Origin of the sequence: Kitasatospora sp. NPDC088779 (genome assembly GCF_040685395.1) — a bacterium.
Classification (GTDB): Bacteria; Actinomycetota; Actinomycetes; order Streptomycetales; family Streptomycetaceae; genus Kitasatospora.
This window is the reverse complement of record NZ_JBFBHW010000031.1, coordinates 14,990-35,227: the sequence shown is the minus strand read 5'-3', so window position 1 is coordinate 35,227 and position 20,238 is coordinate 14,990. Positions and strand designations below refer to the sequence as shown.

General features: G+C 74.8%; 10 protein-coding genes. 9 read left to right on the top strand and 1 reads right to left on the bottom strand.

All coding sequences use genetic code 11. The annotated features are described in order from the left end of the window. Positions 1-7: 7 nt before the first annotated feature. The 6 genes from AB0P03_RS26075 to AB0P03_RS26050 are packed head-to-tail and all read left to right on the top strand — an operon-like array spanning position 8 to position 7,893. Entirely contained in the window at positions 8-1,498 is a 1,491-nt protein-coding gene (locus AB0P03_RS26075; RefSeq protein ID WP_363631048.1) for a hypothetical protein, read from the top strand. Next, on the top strand, positions 1,495-3,810 hold the full coding sequence (locus AB0P03_RS26070; RefSeq protein WP_363631047.1) for a lantibiotic dehydratase: 2,316 nt from the start codon (positions 1,495-1,497) through the stop codon (positions 3,808-3,810). Before AB0P03_RS26075 ends, AB0P03_RS26070 begins: the two co-directional genes overlap by 4 nt. Continuing rightward, entirely contained in the window at positions 3,807-5,072 is a 1,266-nt protein-coding gene (locus AB0P03_RS26065) for a metallopeptidase TldD-related protein (RefSeq protein ID WP_363631045.1), read from the top strand. Before AB0P03_RS26070 ends, AB0P03_RS26065 begins: the two co-directional genes overlap by 4 nt. Next, entirely contained in the window at positions 5,065-6,147 is a 1,083-nt protein-coding gene (locus AB0P03_RS26060; RefSeq protein WP_363631043.1) for a hypothetical protein, read from the top strand. Before AB0P03_RS26065 ends, AB0P03_RS26060 begins: the two co-directional genes overlap by 8 nt. Continuing rightward, the gene (locus AB0P03_RS26055; protein WP_363631041.1) at positions 6,119-7,222 is read left to right on the top strand and encodes an FAD-dependent oxidoreductase; all 1,104 of its coding nucleotides are present in this window, start codon (positions 6,119-6,121) and stop codon (positions 7,220-7,222) included. The genes AB0P03_RS26060 and AB0P03_RS26055 overlap by 29 nt, the downstream gene beginning before the upstream one ends. Further along, entirely contained in the window at positions 7,222-7,893 is a 672-nt protein-coding gene (locus AB0P03_RS26050; RefSeq protein ID WP_363586667.1) for a VOC family protein, read from the top strand. The genes AB0P03_RS26055 and AB0P03_RS26050 overlap by 1 nt, the downstream gene beginning before the upstream one ends. A 107-nt stretch (positions 7,894-8,000) precedes the next feature. Here AB0P03_RS26050 and AB0P03_RS26045 read toward each other — a convergent pair whose 3' ends face one another. After that, positions 8,001-9,179, bottom strand: a complete 1,179-nt coding sequence (locus tag AB0P03_RS26045; RefSeq protein WP_363631039.1) for a M20 family metallopeptidase — start codon at positions 9,177-9,179, stop codon at positions 8,001-8,003. 242 nt (positions 9,180-9,421) lie between these two features. Here AB0P03_RS26045 and AB0P03_RS26040 point away from each other — a divergent pair, with 242 nt between their 5' ends. Genes AB0P03_RS26040 through AB0P03_RS26030 form a run of 3 tightly spaced genes read left to right on the top strand, consistent with a single transcriptional unit; the run spans position 9,422 to position 20,223 of the window. Further along, on the top strand, positions 9,422-11,896 hold the full coding sequence (locus tag AB0P03_RS26040) for a lantibiotic dehydratase (RefSeq protein WP_363631037.1): 2,475 nt from the start codon (positions 9,422-9,424) through the stop codon (positions 11,894-11,896). Continuing rightward, entirely contained in the window at positions 11,893-12,750 is an 858-nt protein-coding gene (locus AB0P03_RS26035; RefSeq protein ID WP_363588654.1) for a methyltransferase domain-containing protein, read from the top strand. The genes AB0P03_RS26040 and AB0P03_RS26035 overlap by 4 nt, the downstream gene beginning before the upstream one ends. A gap of 57 nt (positions 12,751-12,807) precedes the next feature. Next, positions 12,808-20,223, top strand: a complete 7,416-nt coding sequence (locus AB0P03_RS26030) for a thioester reductase domain-containing protein (protein ID WP_363631035.1) — start codon at positions 12,808-12,810, stop codon at positions 20,221-20,223. Positions 20,224-20,238 lie beyond the last annotated feature (15 nt).

Here is a 20,238-nt window from a genome sequence, read left to right as displayed (position 1 = left end):
GCGCCGGGTGGTGCTCCCTCCCCTGTTCGATCCGAGTCTGGAACCGGAACTCGGGCCGGACGACGAACTGATCGACGTGAACGCGCACTTCGTCGCACGCCTCGCGGGCACCGGGGCACTCGCCGCGCTGGCCGACGACTACGCCCTCGGCAGGCGCGGCGGGAGCGACCCCGCGGAGGACCGGACCAGGGCGCTGTTCGCGCGGGCCGCCGCACGGGTCACCGCGCTGGTCACCGCGCGGGGCGGCCATGGCGCGGGCCGGCTGCGGGCCATGGGCATGGCGCTGCGGCTGGCGGGCGAGGCCGATCCGGCCCTGCGGCTGGCCGCGGACGACGTGGAACTCGTCGACGGCACCACCGAGTGCGGGGCCGATGTGGTGCTGGCCGCGCAGCGGACCAAGCTGCTGGGGCCCGAGGCGCGGTGGACACGTGCGGCGGCCCCGGACGGGCGGGTGCACCTGGTGATCGAGACCGACCAGCAACTCCCGGCGGCCGCGGTGCTCCTGGAGGCGCTCGGCCCCGGAAGGGTCGTGCTGTGCGGGCGTTTCGCCACCGCGCACCGGGAGGCGCTGCGCGCGCTCGCCCCGTTCTCGGCGGCGGCGGGCTTCGACGACTGGGCTCCGGCCTGGCGGCTGGGTGAGGAGTGGTCGGGGGACGGCACGCCGGTCCGCTGGGTCCGCCGCGCGGCCGACTGGCGGGCCGGCGCCCCCTGGGCGGGCTGGCTGGCCCCGGACGAGGCGGCGGCGCTGCCCGCCGGGGCGTGGCGCGAGTGCCGGGGCGCGGCGCTGACCGTGGCACGGCTGGAGTCCTGGGCCGAGGTGACGGGGGCGGACGGCAGCCGTACCGATCTGCGGGCCGTCCTGGACGCGGCGGACGCGGCGGACGGGGCGGACGGGGCCTTGCTCCGGGTCGAACTGCTCGTCGGGGCGCCCGGGGTGAGTGCCGAGGAGACGACCGGCACGGCGCGGAGCCTGCTGTCCGGGCCCGGCCCCCGGCTCGCGGGGCTCAGCCCGTTCCGACTGCCGACGGCCGGTGGCGGTGCGGCACCGCAGGCCTGGAACGGCGTGCCGCTGATCCGGCACCCGGCCCCGGGGCACGATCTGCCCCGCTGGGACCGGTTCAGCGGGCCCGGGACGCTCGACGAAACGGCGCGCACCGCGGCGATCGGCGCACTCAACGCCGAACTCGGTGCCGTGGCCGACCTGTTCCCCGGCCGGTTCGCCTGCTGCGTGCTCGCCGCACCGGACGGGACCTCGGTGTGGGAGCCGTCGGCCGCCGTCGTGGCCGGGGAGGGGCCCGGCCCGGACGGCCAGGGCCCGGGTTCGTTCGTGGTGAACCTGCGGACGGGCAGCGCGTTCCGGCTGCATCCGAAGCTGACGCCGGTCGTGGAGCGGCTCTCGTCCGGCGACACCGCCGTCCTGGACCGGATCAGCGACGGTGCCCGAAGGAAACTGACCGACCGGCTGGTCCAGGCCGGTGTGATGCGGAGGAGCCAGTGAGCCGACAGTGGCGCATCGGGCGGGAGTTCATCCTGCGCCATGCGGGAATGCCGTTCGACTGGCTGGAGGAGCTGGGCGCGCCCCACTCCCTGCTGGAACTCGCGGACGAGCTGCTCGACCGCGAGCGGACCGTCCTGGAGCTGGTGGAGGCGCAGTTCAGCGGGCCCCGCGCCGAGTCGCTGCGCTCCGACGTGCTGCGCGGACGGGCGCGGCAGCTGCCGGCGTCCGGCGGGGCGCAGTGGAGCCGGGCGGTGAGCGCCTGGGCCGACGCCTGGGAACGCTACGCGCTCGCCTGCCGGCAGGCCGACGACGAGGCCGGCAAGCGGCTGCGGGACCTGCTGGCGGATCCGGGGGTCTCCGAGGCCGTGTTCCTGTCCAACCCGGACGCGTACCGCAACATGCTGCTCCCGCTGCTGGCGTACGAAGGCCCGCTGACCTCGCGCTGGCGCCGGGTGCGCCGGCAGATGTTCACGTACGTGCAGCGGTTCTGCGCGAAGAACGAGACGGTGAGCTTCTTCGGGCCCATGGCGTACGGCACGGTGGGCGAGGGTGAGGGCGCCGTACTGCGCGACGACGTGCCCCGTGTCCGCCGGGTGTTCTTCTCGCACTGGGCGGCGCGTGCGCTGGCCACGGCGATCGCCCGGGACCCCAAGATCCTTCCGCATCTCGCGTTCCACTCCACCGGACGTGGTGACGCGGCGCGGGAGCCGCTGCTGCCGCTCGTGGCCCCGGACGGAACGGTGTTCCGCGACGTGGTGCGCGCCGCCGGGCAGCCGGCCCGCGACGTGGCCAGGACGCTGATGCGGCTGGTGGCCGAGGAGGCCGTCACCATCGGCCTCGGCGGCGGCGACTACGACCTGGAGCCCCTCGCGACCCTGCGGGACCAGCTCTCCGCGCTGCCCGCCTCGCCGGCCCGCGAGCTGTGGCTCGACCGGACAGCCGAACTCTCCTCCCTCATCGGCGAGTTGGCGGAGGTGTCGCTGGAGCGCAAGGCGGCCGCCGTCGCCGCCCTGGAGGAGCGGTTCACCGAGTTCACGGGCAGGCCGGCCAGGCGGGGCGCTGGTGCGGCGTACGCCGACCGCGCCGTGTTCTTCGAGGAGTGCGCGTCGCCCTTCGCGCTGACCCTCGGAGCCGGGCTGGTCGGCGACTGGGAGCGGCAGCTCGCCCCCGTGATGGAGGTGTGCGCCGCGCACGGGCAAGCCGCCCAGCGCGCGGCGGCGGCCGCGGTGCGCGACGCCTTCACGGACGGCACCGCGGGAGCGGTGGTCCCGGTCGGGGCGCCGGCCACGGAGTTGGACCTCCTCACGTACGCGACCCGAGCGGCCGCGAGCCGGTCCGACTCGACCAGCACCTTCCAGGCGGCCCACGCACCCGTCTACCCCGGCGCCGACTGGCGGTCCGAGGTCGAGCGGCTGACCGAGGAGGCCGGGGCGCTGGACGGCGACCGGTACGCGGTCATCGACCTGTGCCCCGCGGCGCCGGACGCCTCCGGGCTCGGCGCCGCCGCCCCGCTCGTCCTCTCCCGCGCCCACCACCACCTGCTGGTGCGCAGCTGGCTGAGCACGATGCACCCGGATCCGGACCGGCTCGGCGCGGACGCCGCCGCCTGGACGGCGGCGCAGGACGGCGCGGTCGTCGGCCTCGACTTCGGGCGCCGCAACAAGGGCTACTACCGCTTCCCCGGCCGTGAGGTCGCGATGCGCCCGCTGACCTGGACCGACCACGATCAGCCGGAGCTGCTGAAGCCGGAGGACCTCACCGTCCGCATCGGGCCGCACGACGTCACCCTGCACGATCCGGACGGCAAGGCTGTCAGCGCGTACGTCCCGCTGAGCGACTTCGTCAAGTACGCCCCGATCGCCGCCCTCTCGCATCCGCAGCTGCTCCACCCCACCTTCACCACCGAGGACGCGCAGCCCGAAGTGACCCTGGGGTCGGTCGTCCTGCAGCGGTCCCGGTGGCAGGTGCCCACCGCGGCGCTCGCGGCACCGGAACCCGAAGCGCGGTTCCTCGCGCTGCGCAGGCTGGCCCGGGAGACCGGAACGCGGTTCGTCTTCTGCCGCAGCGCCCATGAGCGCAAGCCGTACCTGATCGACCTGGCCTCACCGCTCGCGGCCGACCTGGTCAGCCATGTGGCGCGCGGCGCCGAGCAGTTGGGCGTGGAGCGGATGGCGCCGGGGCCGGACGAGCTGTGGCTGCGCGACGGCGAGGGCCGGCGCTACACCAGCGAGCTGCGGATGCAGATCATCGGCAGCAGCGGCAGCAGGAACAGCGACGGCAGCACCAGCAGCGACGGGAGCAGCACGCGATGACGCACACCACGCTCTTCGCCGAGCACTCGCTGCGGATGCGGGCCGACGTGCTCCCGGACGGCGCCGTCTCCACCGAGCGGACCTCGGTGCGCGGAATGAGCGTCGAACGGCACCTCGACCGGGGCTTCACCGAGCACCGCTTCGCCGACGGCGACGACCTGCTGGCCTCGGGCGCCGCCGGAGCGGGCCCCGAGGCCGCCGACGCGCTGCGCGAGGTGCAGGAACGGCCGCTGTTCGAGCTGACCCCCGAGCTGCGCGCCGAGCTCGCCGGGATCGCCGCCGAGACCGGCGCGGAGCTGACCCTGGGTGTGGCCCAGCAGCACGTCGCCGCCGGCAGCGCGGACCGCGTCGCCACCACGGAGCGGATCGTCACGACCCTGGAGACCAGGCTGACCGGCGACGACGGCACCGTCCACTCCCGGTCGCTGTTGTGCGCCCCCGCGGGCTCCGCCCCGGACGGGCTGAGGGACGCGGCCGTGCGGACGGCCGACGCGGTGCGCGAACGCCTCGCACTGCCGCTCGCCACCGAACTCCCGGAGGGCGCCGACCTCGTGCTGCTGCCCGGTCTCGCCGGGGCGTTCTTCCACGAGATCGTCGGGCACCCGATGGAAGCCGACGTGGTCGCGTCCGGAACGAGCTACCTCGGGGCGCGCGCCGGGCGGCGGGTCGCACCCGCGTGGCTGTCGGTGGTCGACGGCGGTGCGCACGACGGGCCGGGCTACCGCAGTCCGTTCGACGACGAGGGCACCCCGTGCCGCACCCTGCGGCTGATCGACCGGGGCACGGTGGGGCGGCCGATGACCGACCGGGCGCTCGCCGCCCTGCTCGGCGGCGGCCCCGGCACGGGCCACGGGCGCAAACAGAGCTACCGGCATCCGGCGATCCCCCGGATGACCCACACCGTGGCCCTGATCGAGCCTGCGGCCGAGCCGGAGCCGCCCTCGGGCGACTGGATCGCCCCGTACGGGCTGCGGCTGGACATGATGAACATCGCCTCGGGCGCCTTCGTCTTCCACGCCCCGTTCTCCCTGCTGCACCGCGTCGACGGCAGCACCGCCCGGCTGGGCCCGCTGACGGTGACCGGTGACGGAGCGCGGGTGCTCGCGGGCCTGCGGCCCTACGAGCACCGGGTCGCCGCCTACCTGCGGGCCACCGGAGGCTGCGGGAAGCTGGGGCAGTACCCGGTGCCGGTGTCGTTCGCCAACGCCGGATTCCGGCTGCCGGCCGGACTCGTCGGGCTGCGGGCGGTGGCCCGTGGCTGAGACCAGGACACGTGCCTCCGGAATCGTCACGCCCACCCGCGGCGCGGCGCGGCTGACCGTCTCGCTCGACACCCTGCGCCTCGAACGGGACGCGAAGGGCCGGGTCACCGGCTCCCGCCGGGTCGCCGGGTCGGCGGACCAGGACGCGGGCAAGGAGACCGGGCTGCTGCTCACCGAGGCGGCCGAGCGGACGGCGTCGGCCGTCGCCGGACTCCAGAGCGCGGTGGCGCAGGTCCACGAGTGGCGTGACGGCGACGGCCTGCCGGTGTCGAGGCGGGCCGAGCTGCTGGCCCGCGTCGAGACCCCCGGCGGTCCGGTGCTGCTCGGCACCAGCGGCCAGGGGGATCCGGCCGGGCTCGTGGAGGCGCTGCCCTGGAACGAACTCGGGGCGCTCTCGGAGCCGTTCGTGCCGGCCGACCCGCCGGACGACTGGCGCGAGCGGCCACTGCTGCTGCGGCCCTCCGCGGCGGCGGTGCTGGTGGCCGGTGCGGCCTTCTCGCTGACCTCGCGCGGGGGTCGCGCGACCGCTGCCCGGCTGGCGGGGCGGCGCATACTGCCGCAGCTGACCCTGACCGATCTGCCGTCGGCGCCGCCCGAGTCGGGGCTGGACGACCGGGGCGACCCGGCGGCGGCCACCGTCCTGGTCGACGGCGGCCGGATCTGCCCGCCGCCCCCGCTCGCCGAGGGCATCGCGCTCGGCCGGGCCGTGTGGGACCACGACACCGGCGGGTTCGGCCCGCCGCCGCTGGCCCGGCTCGAACTCGGCGGGCCCCGGGCCGAGGTGCCCCCGGACGCGGTGGAACTCGTCTGGTGCGTGGAGGGCCTCCAGCGCTACCACGGCGACGGCACCGTCCGGCTCCAGTGCCTGGCCAGGGTCGCGGACCGGCCCGGCGGCTGGTTCCGCCTCGCCCTGCGGGGCAAGCCCGTCCACCTGCTGCGCCAGGCCCGCGGCCTGGCTGGCCCGCCCATGGCTGTCCACAGCGACAGCGACGTGACCACCCGCTCGCTGGTACTCGCCGGCGCGGCCGAAATGGAAGGTGCAGGACATGCCGTCGTCACCGTCATCACCCCCTGACTTCACGCTCATCGGCGGAGGGATCGTCGGCGCCTGCCTCGCCGAGGAGTTGAGCGACAGCGGGGCGTCGGTCCGGGTGCTCGACTCCGGTGCCGAACCCGGGCACGCGACCAACCGCGCGGCGGGGGTGGCGGTTCCCTCGCTGCGCTACCTCACCGACCGGGAGTTCTACGACTGGCTGCGGACCGCCAAGCGGGACCTGGACGCCGACGTCGCCCGGCTGGAGCCGGAGTACGGCGCGTTCAGCGTGGCCAGGCCCATCCTGCGCGCCCTGCGCGAGACGGACGTGGAGGCCCACGGCGACGTGCTGAGCGGGCTCGGCGTCGGCGACTGGGTGGAGGGCGGCGCCCTCGCGCAGGCCGCGCCCGGGCTCAAGCTGCCGACCAGCAGGCGCTACCTCCTCGACCCGGACGGGCTGATGATCGACGGCCGCCGCTACCTGGACGCCGTACGGCGCCGGTGCCTGGCCCGGGGCGTCGACTGGCGGCAGGGCGTCACGGTCCGGGAGGTGCGCGAGGAGGGCGCGGCCGTCTCGGTGGTGACCTCCGACGGGACGCTCCGCGCGGACCGGGTGGTGATCACGGCCGGCGCCTGGAGCTCGGGCAAGGGCCTGGCCGAGGCGACCGGAGTCCGGCCGCAGCGCGGGCAGATGGCGGTGCTGCGGACCGACGAGGAGCTGAACTGCATCCTGTCCTCCGCCTACTACCTCGCGCCCGGGGTCGGTGACGACGTGATCGTCGGTGCGACGGAGGAGGACACGGGGTTCGCCGAGCACGTGACCACCCAGGGCATCGCGCACCTGCTGCGGTTCGCCACGACCGTCATGCCGGGGCTCGCGAACTCGGTGCCCGTGGAGCTCCGTGCCGGACTGCGCCCGGTGTCCGGCACCGGACGGCCGCTGGCGGGCGCGCTGCCCGGCCACGAGCGGATCTTCCTGTCGGCCGGCCACGCCGGGCACGGGCTGCTCTCGGCGCGCGCCACCGGCAAGGGCATGGCCGCCGGCCTGGTCGGCGACGACTGGGAGGCCCTGCCGTACAGCATGTGCCCCTCGCACGCCCTGGGCGGTGCCTCCTGATGCGCATCGACCACGTGATCCTCGGCGCGCGGACCATCGAGCCGCTGCGCGAACTGCTGTGGGACCAGTACGGGTTCGGCATCACCGACGGCAGCCCCAACCCGGACGGCACGGCGAGCTGGGTGGTGCCCTTCGACACGCCCGACGTGCAGTACCTGGAACTGCTCGTCACCCACGACGAACGGCGGCTGGCGGGCGAGGACTTCGGCCGGCTGTTCCTGGAACGGACCGCGGACGGGCCGGACTTCCTCAACTGGGCGGCACTGACCGACGACATCGAGTCCACCGCGCGCGAGGTGGAGACGGTCACCGGAGCGGATCCGGACCTCTTCCGCGGCGAGTCGGTCCGGGCCGACGGCCTGAGCGTGCCGTGGGCGGAGGCGGCGTTCGACCTGTCGTGGCGCAGCCGGGTACTGCCGTTCTTCCTGAGCTACGGCGACCCGCAGGCGCGCGCGGCACGGGTGCCGGGTGATCTCGAGGCGGCCGGGCACCGGGTGTGCCCGACGTCGCTGCGGCTCCTGGAGACAGGCCCGGCGCCGGAGCGGGACTGGGCGGACCGGTGGCCCGGACTCGCCGCGCTCGACGTCCTCGTCGACCCCGCGGCGGGCCCCCGCATCTCGGCGGTGCACATCGACACCGCCGAGGGCGAGACGGTGGTGCGGCTTCCGTGACCCCCGCACGCCCCGCACCCGCGGGGGCACCGGGCGGCCTCCGCCGCAGCACCGCCGCGGCCGGGGCGTCCGGACCCGCCCGGCCGGGCGGGTCCGGACGGCGGCGGTCAGCCGGCCGTGCGGCCCGCGTCACGACGAGCCGCGTGGGCCGTGAGCAGCCGCTCCCGGGCCTGGTCGTCCTCGGCGGCCCGCACCGCCGTCCAGGCCAGTGCGACGGATGCCTGGAGCAGCGCCCGGTCGGCGGCCGGGGTCACGCAGGCCCGGGCGAACTCCGGCTGGTGGTTGACCGCGCCGCCGCTGTCGATGCCGATGCTGGGGTGCACGCTGGGCAGGACCCGGCTGACGTTGCCCATGTCGGTGCTGCCGGTGGGCATCGCGCGCTCCTCCTCCGGGGACACCAGGGGGCGGCCCAGTTCGGTCGCCGCCGCCCGGTAGGCCGCCACCAGGAACGGGTCGTGGGCCAGTTCGGCGTACGCGGGTGTCGAGCGGACCTCGTGAGTGCAGCCGGTGGCGACGGCGCCGCCCTCGAAGCAGGCCCTGACGCGCGCTTCCAGGCGCCCCAGGGACTCCATGTCGGCGGCCCGCAGGTTGTACAGCGCGCTGGTGTGCGCGGGGACCACGTTGGGCACCTCGCCGCCCCTGGTCACGATGCCGTGCACCTGCTGCCGCGGCTCGAAGTGCTGGCGGCCCACGCCGACGGCGACCTCCGCCACGGTCAGGGCGTCGGCGGCGTTGACGCCCAGGTGCGGGGCGAGGGCGGAGTGCGACTCGCGTCCGGTGTAACGGACTTCGAGCTCGACCAGGGCGAGGGGGCGGGGAGCGCAGTTGTCCTCGGGGGCCGGGTGGACGAGCATCGCCATCGACACCTCGTCGAAGACACCGGCCTCCAGCATGGCGATCTTGCCGCCGCCCTCCTCCTCGGCCGGGGTGCCCAGCACCATGACGGTGATGCCGAGGTCGTCGGCCACGTCCCTCAGCGCCAGGGCCGCGCCCACCGACGAGGCGGCGATGATGTTGTGGCCGCAGGCGTGGCCGAGGCCCGGCAGCGCGTCGTACTCCGCGCACAGCCCGACCGTGAGCGGGCCGCTGCCGTAGCGGGCGGTGAACGCGGTGTCCAGGCCGCCGGCGCCGGGCACCACCTCGAACCCCTCGTCCCGCAGCAGGCCGCTCACCTTGGCGGCGCTGCGGTGCTCCTTGAACGCGGTCTCCGGCTCGGCGTGAATACTCCTCGACAGCGCGATCAGTTCGTGTTCGGCGCGTTCGACGCTTTCGCGACAACCACGCATGATCCGAGACGAGATTCGCATCTTCTCTTTCCCCTCCGAATGGCCTGGATCGCCGCCGGCCGGATGGCCGGACAATTCCCTGGCCTTTTCCTTCCTACCGGAGTCTCCGACGAAAAGCGAGACCAGTCTGGAGAATTGACATGACGTCACTGAAAACGTCACTGAAAACGTCACCGGCAACGTCACTGACAGCGTCACTGACATGGAACGTGCGGGCGGGCGACGGGGAGCTATCGGTCGAGATGATGCCCTGGTCGCTGCTGCGCGCGACCGGCTTCCCCGCCGGGCTCCTGGACGGGCTCGCGTCCGAGGAACTGCTCGGCACCGCCGCCGGGGTGCTCGCGGCGGAGCAGGCGGTCGCCGCCGAGCGTGCGCACTTCCTGGACCTGCTGTGGCCGGGGCTGCGCAAGGCCGTACGGACGGTCGAACCGCGCCAGCGGTCGCTGCGCGCCCTCCAGAGCTGCCGCCGGCTGGTGGACGGGGGCGCGCCCCTGGACGAGCGGTGCGCAGCGGTCCTCGCGGCGACCGGCGCGCCGGACTGGGCGCCCCGCTGGAACGCCCTGGTCGCCGCGCTCGACGAGCGGCTGGCGGCGGCCGGGACCGAGCTGGCGGCGGCCCTGCTGCGGGCCCGGCTGCACACCGCACGGGCCGCCGGCCGCGACGACTTCGGGCACGCCGTGTTCGTGTCGAACCCCTCGTTCCACCACACGGCCCTGGAGACCCCGCCGCTGACGCACCCGGGCTGGGCGCAGGCGCGGGACGAGGGCGGCGCCCTGCCGCAGACCCTGCGCCGCCGGGTCGACACCCTGCACCGCTATCTGCGCCGGTTCGCCACCAAGTGCGAGACCGTCTCGTTCTTCGGCCCGGTGCTGTTCGGCCGTCTGGTGCCGGGGCAGGAGGAGACCCTGCTGGTCGGCGCGCCCGGCCGCGAGAAGGTCGTGGTGGAGGCGAGTGCCTGGCTGGTGGAGGAGCTGCGGCAGCAGGCCGCCCGCGAGGTGCCGCTGACGCGGCAGCGCGTGTGGCCCAGCCCGCTGTTCCGCCGGCCGGACTCGTCCCCGGTGCTGGAACGGGCCGTGGACGGGCGCAGGTTCAGGGTCGCGGCGCCCGCGCTGGCCCTGTGGAGTGCCGCCGCCGCGGCGCCGGGGAGCCGGCTCGACTCGCTCGTCGGCGCCGCCGGCCCCGTGCCGGCCCCGCATCGGGCGGGGGCGGACGACGCGTACGCCGCCGGGCTGGTGAAGGCACTCGGACCGGCGCTGGTCGTCTCCCCCTGGCGGCTGCCGGCGACCGAGCTGCACGCGCTGACCAGGCTGGCGGCCGAGCACCCCGCGGACACGGTGGTGGACCTGGCGGAGGTCCGCGACACGTACGCGCAGGCGCCCTGGCCCGAGCGGGCGGCGCACCTCCTCGCCGTGCGGGCGGCCCGCGCGGCGGACGGCGGGCGGGTCTCGCAGGACAGCGGACGGCACTACGCCGACCGCGAGCTGTTCCACGAGGACAGGTCGAGTCCGCTGAGCGAGCGGGTCGGCTTCGGGGCGCCGGTCGTGGAGCGCATCCGGGAGGTCACCGAGGCGGTGTTCCCGCTGGTGTTCCTCGCGGCGCTGCTGGCCAGGGAGGACGCCCGCGACGCCCTGCGCGCCGAGCTGGCGGGCGCCCCGGCGCCGCTCGCCGCACTGGCCGCACGGGAGATACCCGCTCGTTCACCGCGCCGGGACCGGCTGGACGCGGTGCTGCGCCGGCTGGTCGGGCGGGCCGTGGAGGCCGCGGGAACGACCGACGGCCGCCCCCCGGTCGTGGAGCTGAGCCGTAGCGAACTGGCCGAGGCGCTGGCGCCGCTGTGGGACACCGTGACGTACGGCCCCGACGACGCGTGCCTGCCGAGCCCCGACCTGATGGTGGCGGGCCCCGACCCGGCCACCGCCGACTGGGTGCTCTCGGAGCTGCACGACGACTGCAGCTCGATCTTCGGGGGGCTGGAGCGTCCGCTGCACAGCGACCCGGACGGGCTGTGGGCCGGCTTCACCGAGCGGGTGGCGCGAGCCGTGCCGTCCGGGACCGCCGCGACCATCGTCTCGCGCCGGCGCAGCGCCCACGTGACCCCCGAACTCCCCGGTGCCGCCATCGAACTGAGCGGCCTCTCGGGCAAGGACCGGGCCGACGTGGTGCCGATCGCGGATGCCGTCGTGTCCGCTTCGGCCGACGCGGTGGTGGTGGACGGCCGGCGGCGGCTGCTCTACCCCGGTGACCTGTCGTCGACGCTGCACCGCGCGGTGTCCCGGCCCGCGCTGGTCCCGGTGCCGGTCGACCTCGGGGCGTACACCCCCAGGATCGTGGTGGACGGTGTCGTGGTCCAGCGGGCCCGCTGGCGGCTGAGCATTCCGGAAAGGGCTCCGGAGAAGACCGCGGACACCGTCACCCAGTGGTTGTCCGTGCAGCGACTCCGGGCCGCCCGGGGAATTCCGCGCCACGTCTACGTGAAGCATCCGGCCGAGCCCAAGCCGCTGTACGTCGATTTCGCCGATCCGCTGTCGGTGATCGATATCGCGCGACTTCCCGGAGGGGAAGTCGTCGTGTCCGAGATGCTGCCCACCCCGGATCAGTTGTGGTGGCGCGTGGCGGACGAAACGCATTGTGCCGAATTCCGTCTCGGCTGCATCGTGCGGCCGGTGACGTCCGACAATCCGCTGACCCCGGAACAACAGGAAGAGAGCGCGTCATGACCGAGGACCTCCGCATCACCTCACTGGTGAGGGACGCTTACGACAAGGCCGCCGAGCAGTACGAGTCCGCCGGTCAGATGATCTTCCACCCGCTGGGGAAGATGATCGCCGACACCCTGGAGCTCTCGCCGGGCGAGCGGGTGCTCGACATCGGCTGCGGGCGCGGCGCCTGCCTGTTCCCGATCGCCCACGCGGTGGGGCCGGAGGGCTTCGTGCTCGGCATCGACCAGGCCCAGGGCATGGTCGACGCCTGCACGGCCGACATCACGGCCCGCGGGGTGTCCGGCTGGGCCCGCGCGGAGCTGGGCAACGCCCAGGACTTCGCCTTCGCCGAGCCGTTCGACGCGGCGAGCGCCGGGATGGTCCTGTTCCTGCTGCCGGAGGCGGAGAAGGCCCTGTCCTGCGCCGTCGCGGCGCTGCGCCCCGGGGGCAGGTTCGCCGCGACCACCTTCCCCACCGAGAACGGCAGGCTGGCCGCCGGCTGGGAGTCCGCCGAGATCCTCGCCGGAGTGCTCGCCAAGCACCTCCCCGAGGGTGTGGACGACCCGTGGCAGGTGGTCCTGGGCCTCGGCGGCCCGCTGGCCGGTGAGGAGTCCACGGCTGCCGCCTTCCTCACCGCCGGCTTCAGCGATGTGCGGATCCGCCACGTCCCGGCGGACTCCCGCTTCGAGACCATCGACGACTACCTGGCGTGGACCAAGACCGTGACCACCCGCGTGCAGTGGGACCTGGTGCCCGCGGAGCGGGTGGCCGAAGCGACCGACGAGGCGCGCGAGGCGCTGCGGGTGCTCGCGGGGCCGGACGGCTCCCTGGAGTTCTCCTGCCCGACCAGGACCGTGCTGGCCGTTCGCTGACGGCACGACCGCAACCGTCTACCAAGCGCTGAACACAGAGCCGAGAGGTGCGATGACATGGCTCCTGACACGACCCCTTCGCTGATCCGTCCGCTGTCCGAACTGCTCGGCGGACACGCCGCCCGGATCGGGGACAAGGTGGCCTTCACCGACGCCCGGCGGGGCGTCGGCTACCGGGAACTGGATCTGCGGACCTCTCGGCTCGCCGGCCGGCTTGCCGCGCTGGGACTGGAGAAGGACGGCCGCGCCGCCGTCCTCATGGGCAACAGCGTGGAGATGGTGGAGAGCTGCCTCGCCGTCATCCGGGCGGGCGGCATCACCGTGCCGCTGAATCCGCAGGCGTCCGAGGCCGAACTGGTCCACTTCCTGCGGGACTCCGGGGCGTCGGTGGTGCTGTGCGACCCGGCACGGCTCGACGTGCTGCTGCGCGCGGTGGCCGCGTCCGGCCTGCCCCGGCCCTCGATCGTGCTCACCGGCGACTCCCCCGGCGCCACCGCGCACGACACCGCGGACACCGCGGACACCGCCGGGTACGACATCACCGCGTACGAGACGCTCGCGGCCACCCCGTACGACGGGCCGGCGCCCGAGGAGAACCCGCTCGACGCTCCGGCCTGGATGCTCTACACCTCGGGCACCACCGGCCGTCCCAAGGGGGTGCTCTACTCCCTGCGCAGCTCGCTGTGGCTGGTGGAGGCCTGCCACGTGGGTGTGCTCGGGATGACGCAGGACGACCGGCTGCTGTGGCCGATGCCGCTGTTCCACGGCCTGGGCCAGAACCTGTGCGTCATGGCGGTCGTGGCCGTGGGCGCCGGCGCCCGGCTGATGAGCGGCTTCGCCCCTTCCGAGGTGCTGGACGCCCTGCGCGACGACGGGGTGACCTTCCTCGCCGGGGTGCCGACGACGTACCACTACCTGCTGGACCGCGCCCGCCAGGAGCACACCCGGCTGCCTTCGCTGCGGCTGGGGTTCGTCGCCGGTTCGGCCGGCGGCGCCTCCCTCGGCAGCCGTTTCGAGGAGGCGTTCGGGGTCCCGCTGGTGGACCAGTACGGATCGACCGAGACCGGCGCGATCACCTCGAACCGGCCGACGGGCGACCGGGTCGCCGGGGCGGCCGGGCCGCCCGTTCCGGGGGTGGACATCCGCCTGGTGGACGGCGGTTCCGGTGCCGAGGTGCCCGACGGCGAGCAGGGCGAGGTCTGGGTCAGCGGCCCCAACCTGATGCTGGGCTACCACGGGCAGCCCGGCGCCACGGCGGAGGTGCTGCGGGACGGCTGGTACCGCACGGGCGATCTGGCCCGCCGGGACGCCCTCGGGCAGGTGACCCTGACCGGCCGTCTCAAGGAGCTGATCATCCGGGGCGGCGAGAACATCCACCCCGTGGAGATCGAGGACGTGGTGCGCGCGGCGCCGGGCGTGGCCGACGCGGCGGTGGGCGGGGAGCCCCACGAGGTGCTCGGCGAGGTGCCCGTCGCGTACGTGGTGCCCGGTCCCGAAGGCGTCGACGTCCAGGCGCTGTTCGAGCACTGCCGGACGCGGCTGTCCTTCTTCAAGGTGCCGGAGAAGGTGTACGCCGTCGAGCGCGTTCCGCGCACCGCGTCCGGGAAGGTCACCCGGCATCTGCTGGCGGACGCGGATGCCCGGTTGCTCGGTACGGCGTCCACCGGCGGGCCCGGGGAGCACGGGGAGCGCGGGGCCGAGCCCGACCGGGGCGAGTGGGCGAGCCGTCTCGCGGCGCTCACGGCGGCCGAGCGGGCCCGGACGGTGCTGGACCTGGTCCGCGCCGAGGTGGCGCGCGCGCTCGGCGTCGAAGCCGAACGGGTCACGCCCACAAGGCCGTTCGTGGACCTCGGCCTCGGCTCCCTCGCCGTCGTGGCGGTCGGGCGGCAACTGTGCGCGCTGGTCGGGCTGCGGCTCCCGGCGACCGCCGTGTTCGACCACCCGACGCCCGCCGCCTTCGCGGACCGGCTGGTCTCCGAGCTGACGGAGCCATCGGAGCCGCCGGAGCCGCCGGGCACCCGCACGGCCGCCGAAGCGTTCCCGGCCGAGCGTACGACCCCTGCGGGGCCCGACCCGGACGGCGCCGAGCCGATCGCCATCATCGGCATGGCCTGTCGCTTCCCCGGCGGGGTGGAGTCGCCCGAGCAGCTGTGGGACCTCGTCGCCGCAGGCCGGGACGCCACCTCGGACTTCCCCGCCGACCGGGGCTGGGCGCTGGACACCCTGTTCGACCCCGACCCCGACCACCACGGCACCAGCTACGTCGCGCGCGGCGGCTTCCTGGCCGACCCGTCCGCGTTCGACGCCGGATTCTTCGGCATAGCCCCGCGCGAGGCAACCGCGATGGATCCGCAGCAGCGGCTGATGCTGGAGGTCGCGTGGGAGGTCTTCGAACGGGCGGGCGTCGATCCGACCGGCCTGGCCGGCTCGGAGACCGGCGTCTTCGTCGGCACCAAGGGACAGACGTACAGCACGCTCGCCGCGCCCGGGTCCGAGTACGAGGGCCATCTCGGCTTCGCCACCTCGGGCAGCGTGATGTCCGGCCGGGTGGCCTACACCCTCGGTCTGCACGGCCCCGCCGTCACCGTCGACACGGCCTGCTCCGCGTCCCTGGTGGCCCTCCACCTGGCCTGCGGCTCCCTGCGCTCCGGTGAGTCGCGGCTCGCGCTCGCGGGCGGGGTCACGGTGATGTCCACCCCGGACGACATGATCACCTTCAGCAGGCACCGGGGCCTCGCCCCGGACGGCCGGGTGAAGGCCTTCGCCGGCGCGGCGGACGGCACCGCCTTCGGCGAGGGCGCGGGGGTGCTGCTGCTCGAACGGCTCTCGGACGCGCAGCGGGCGGGCCACCGGGTGCTCGCCGTGATCCGGGGCAGCGCCGTGAACCAGGACGGCGCGTCCAACGGGCTCACCGCGCCCAACGGCAGGGCGCAGCAGCGGGTGATCCGCCGGGCGCTCGCCAACGCCCGGGTGGCCGCGCACGAGGTCGACCTGGTCGAGGCCCACGGCACGGGGACCACGCTCGGCGACCCGATCGAGGCCGAGGCGATCCTCGCCGCGTACGGGCGCGGCCGGGACCCTCAACGGCCGCTGTGGATCGGCTCGGTGAAGTCCAACATCGCCCACACCCAGGCCGCCGCGGGCATGGCCGGTGTCATCAAGCTGGTGGAGGCGATGCGGCACGCCGTACTCCCGGCGACCCTGCACGTGGACCGGCCGTCACCGCACGTCGACTGGTCGTCGGGGAACGTACGGCTGCTCGACGAGGCGCGGCCGTGGACGGCGGCCGACGGACGGCCCCGGCGCGCCGGGGTGTCCTCCTTCGCCATCAGCGGCACCAACGCCCATGTCGTCCTGGAGGAGGCGCCGCACTCCCCCTCGGCCGAGGAGACCCCGGCCCCGGTCCGGGCGCTCACCGCCGTACCGTGGCTGCTGTCCGCGAAGTCCCCGGCCGCGCTGCGCGACCAGGCCCGCCGGCTGGAGTCGTTCCTGCGCGCGGCGCCCGAGCGGGATGCCGTGGACGTGGGGCGCACCCTGGCACTGTCCCGGGCCGGGCTCGAACACCGGGCCGCCGTCGTCGCGGACCTCGGTCGCGGCGCGGACGGGGCGGACAGCGCGGAGGGCCTGCTACGCGTCCTCGGCGCGCTCGCGGAGGGCGAGCCCGCGGCCGGGCTGACCACGGATCACGCCGGTGCCGCCCGGACCACGGCGTTCCTCTTCACGGGCCAGGGCTCCCAGTGGGCCGGCATGGCCCGTGAACTGTACGAGGCGTTCCCGGTGTTCGCCGAAGCGCTGGACGCGGTGTGCGACCATCTGGCGCCGCAGGTAAGGCAGTTGCTCCTCACCGCCGGCGACGCGGCGGACGACGGGCGCATCCATCGCACCGGTATCGCCCAACCCGCCCTGTTCGCACTGGAGGTCGCGCAGTTCGCGCTGCTGCGATCCTGGGGGGTGCGTCCCGACGCGCTCGCCGGCCACTCCCTCGGCGAGCTGGCCGCCGCGCACGTCGCCGGGGTGTTCTCGCCGGCGGACGCGGCCAGGCTGGTCACCGCCCGGGGCGAGCTGATGCAGGCGCTGCCCGAAGGCGGTGCCATGATCGCGCTGGAGGCCACGGAGGACGAGGTCCTGCCGCTGCTCGCCGGCCGGGAGTCCCGGCTGGCGATCGCCGCCGTGAACGCGCCCCGGTCCGTCGTGGTCTCGGGCGACGAGGACGCCGTGGCGGAGGTCGCCCGGGCGGTGTCCGAACGGGGCGGCAGGACCAAGCGTCTGACGGTGAGTCATGCTTTCCATTCGCCCCGGATGGACGCGGTGCTGGAGGAGTTCGAGGCCGTGGCCCGGACCGTCGTCTACCGTACGCCGGACGTGCCGATCGTCTCCACGGTCACCGGTGCCGTCGCCGGTGCGGAACTGCTGACACCCGCGTACTGGACCGGGCAGCTGCGCTCGGCCGTCCGGTTCGCCGCCGCGGTGGGGACCCTGCGGGAGCGGGGCACCGACACCTTCGTCGAACTGGGCCCGGACGCGTCCCTGACGGCCCTGGTGCGTCAGATCGCCGACGACGCCGACAGGGGTGACGGGGGTGACGGGGGTGGCCGCACGGGCGGCCACCGTGCGCTGCCGGTTTCCCGGCGTGACCGGCCCGGTGCCGCGACCGCCGTCGGTGTCGCCGCCGCGCTCCACACCGCCGGCGTCCCGGTCGACTGGGCGGCGTTCTTCGACGGCACCGCCGCCCGCCACGTCACGCTGCCGACCTACGCCTTCCAGCGCAAGCGTTACTGGCTGCCCGCACTCGCCGCCCCCGCCGCGTCACCGGTACCGACCGTGGCCGTGGAGTCGGCGGCCGGGGATACGGCCGGGGAGACGGCCGGGGAGACGGCCGGGGAGACGGCCGCGGATACGGCCGGGGAGACCGCCGGGGAGACCGCCGAGAAGACGACCCCGTCCGGGCGGGTGCTCAAGCCGGGTGAGCACCCGGAGGTCGCCGCCCGTCTGGCCGGCGTGCTCGCCGGACTGGACGAGGAGAAGCAGCTGCTCCACATGGTGGACCGGATCGCCACCCGGATCGCGGCGGTGCTCGGCCATGACAGCGCGGACGCCATCGACCCCGACGTGCCGTTCCTCGAACTCGGCGTCGACTCCCTCATGGCCGTGGAGATGCGCAACCAGTTCAGCGACTTCTGCGGGGTGAGCCTGCGCCCGACGCTCGTCTTCGAGCACCCGACCCCGGCGGTGCTCGCCGACCACCTGCTCGCGAAGGTGCTGGCCGCGGTGTCCGCCACGCCGGGCGTCGACGAGGACGCGGTGGACTTCGCCGCCGAGGTCGTCCTGGCGGCGGACGTCTCCCCCGCCGACGAGGTGATCCGGGTCGCGGACGACCCGCGGGAGGTGCTCCTCACCGGTGCGACCGGGTTCCTGGGCGCGTACCTGCTGCGCGACCTGCTGCGGACGACCCGTGCGACCGTGCACTGCCTGGTCCGCGGGGCCGACGAGGCGGACGCGTGGGCGCGGCTGCGCAAGAACCTGGAGTGGTACGAGTTCTGGGACGGCATCGACCCGGACCGGTTGTCCGTGGTCGTCGGCGATCTCGCCCGGCCGCTGCTGGGGCTGGCCCCCGAACGCTTCGACGCCCTCGCCCGCAGCGTGGACAGCGTCTACCACGCCGCCGCGACCGTCAACGGCCTCTACCCGTACTCGGCGTTGAAGGACGCGAACGTCACGGGCACCGCGGAGATCCTGCGCCTGGCCGCACGGCACCGCACCGTGCCCGTCCACCACGTCTCGTCCACCGGTGTGTTCGCCGCGGAGGCGGTCCCCGGGCAGGCCCTCCAGGTGACCGATCCGCCGGGCCCCGCCGAGGCGCTGTCGTCCGGCTACCGGCAGACGAAACTGGTGGCGGAGCAGATCATCGAACTCGCCAGGGGGCGGGGCCTGCCGGTCTCGGTCTACCGGGTGGACGAGATCTCCGGCGACTCGGAGCGTGGCTTCTGCCAGACCCACGACTTCGTCTGGCTGAGCATGAAGGGCATCGTGCAGGCCGGCGCCGTACCGCAGGATCCCGCCGGCATCTTCCACCTGGTGCCGGTCGACCACGTCAGCGCGGCGATCCTGCGGCTGTCCCGCGACGACCGGGCGGCGGGCCGCAACCACCACCTCGCCAACGGGACGCACCTCCCGTTCTCCGCGATGACCGAATCCCTCCGCTCCCTCGGCTACCACCTGGACGAACTCCGCTGGGACGCCTGGGTGCGGCGCATCCGCGCCGACCGCGACAACGCGATGGTCCCGATGATCGACGCGTTCGAATCGACCATCTACAGCGGACGCAACCACTACCTGTCCGTCGACACCTCGCAGACCCGGGAGCTGCTGGCCGGTACCGGCGTCGACTGCCCGCCGATGACGCGTGAACTCTTCGAGAAGTACGTCGGGTTCTTCGTCCGCGTCGGCTACTTCCCCGAACCGGGCGCCGGCCGCTTCCCCGAACCGGGCGTCGGCTACTTCCCCGAGCCGGGCGCCGGCCACCTTCCCGGCGGCGACGCCGTGGACGGCGGCGCGCAGGCCTTCCGGGTCCGGGAGGCGGCGTGGGAGGACCTTCCGGCGATGGCGGGCATCTGCTTCGAGGCCTTCAACACCCTGAACGCCTCGCTCGGTCTCGCTCCGGAGTGGTCGTCGGTGGACGAGGTGACGGAGATGTTCCGGGACCGGCTCGCGGCCCCGGGCTGCCTCGCCTACGTGGCGGTCGACGGCGCGGGCTCCGTGACGGGCTCCAACTTCCTGGTCCTGGGCGAGTCCGTCGCCGCCTTCGGCCCGCTCAGCGTCGCGCCCGGCGCGCAGGGCGGCGGTGTGGGCCGGCTGCTGATGGACGAGGTGATCGGCGCGGCCGCCCGGCACGACCGGGACTCGGTCCGGGCCGTCCAGGTGACCAACAACCTGGGCGCGTACCGGCTCTACTCCTCGCTCGGCTTCGTCCCGTACGAGCAGCTGTCCCTGGTCGCCGGGTACGCGCCGCCCACCCCGGCGAACATGGCGGGCTTCACGGTGCGCGCGATGACCGAGGACGACGTGACCGCGTGCCAGGAGCTGTACCGCTCGGTCAACGGCCATGCGCGGGACGGAGAGATCCACATGGCGGCCAAGCGGGCCTTCGGCTGGTCGCAGCCGTACGTGGTCGTGGACCGGTCGAGCGGCGCGCTCGCCGGCTACACCACGGGCCTGTCCGACCTGGGCCATCTGACGGCGGCCTCGGAGGCCGCGGCACGGGCGCTGTACACGGGCGCCGGCGAGCTGATGCGCCGGGCCGTCCCCGACGGCGCGCCGCCCCGGCTGCGGATCCCGGGCCGGCTGCTGCCCGAGACCCTGAGCTGGGCGTTCCGCACCCGGGGCATCGCCCTGGAGCGGCTGGAGACGCTGGTGGTGCGCGGCTCGTACACGGCGCCGCAGCAGGGGGTGTACTGCCCGGGGCTGTCCTACTGAGGCACCGTCCCTACC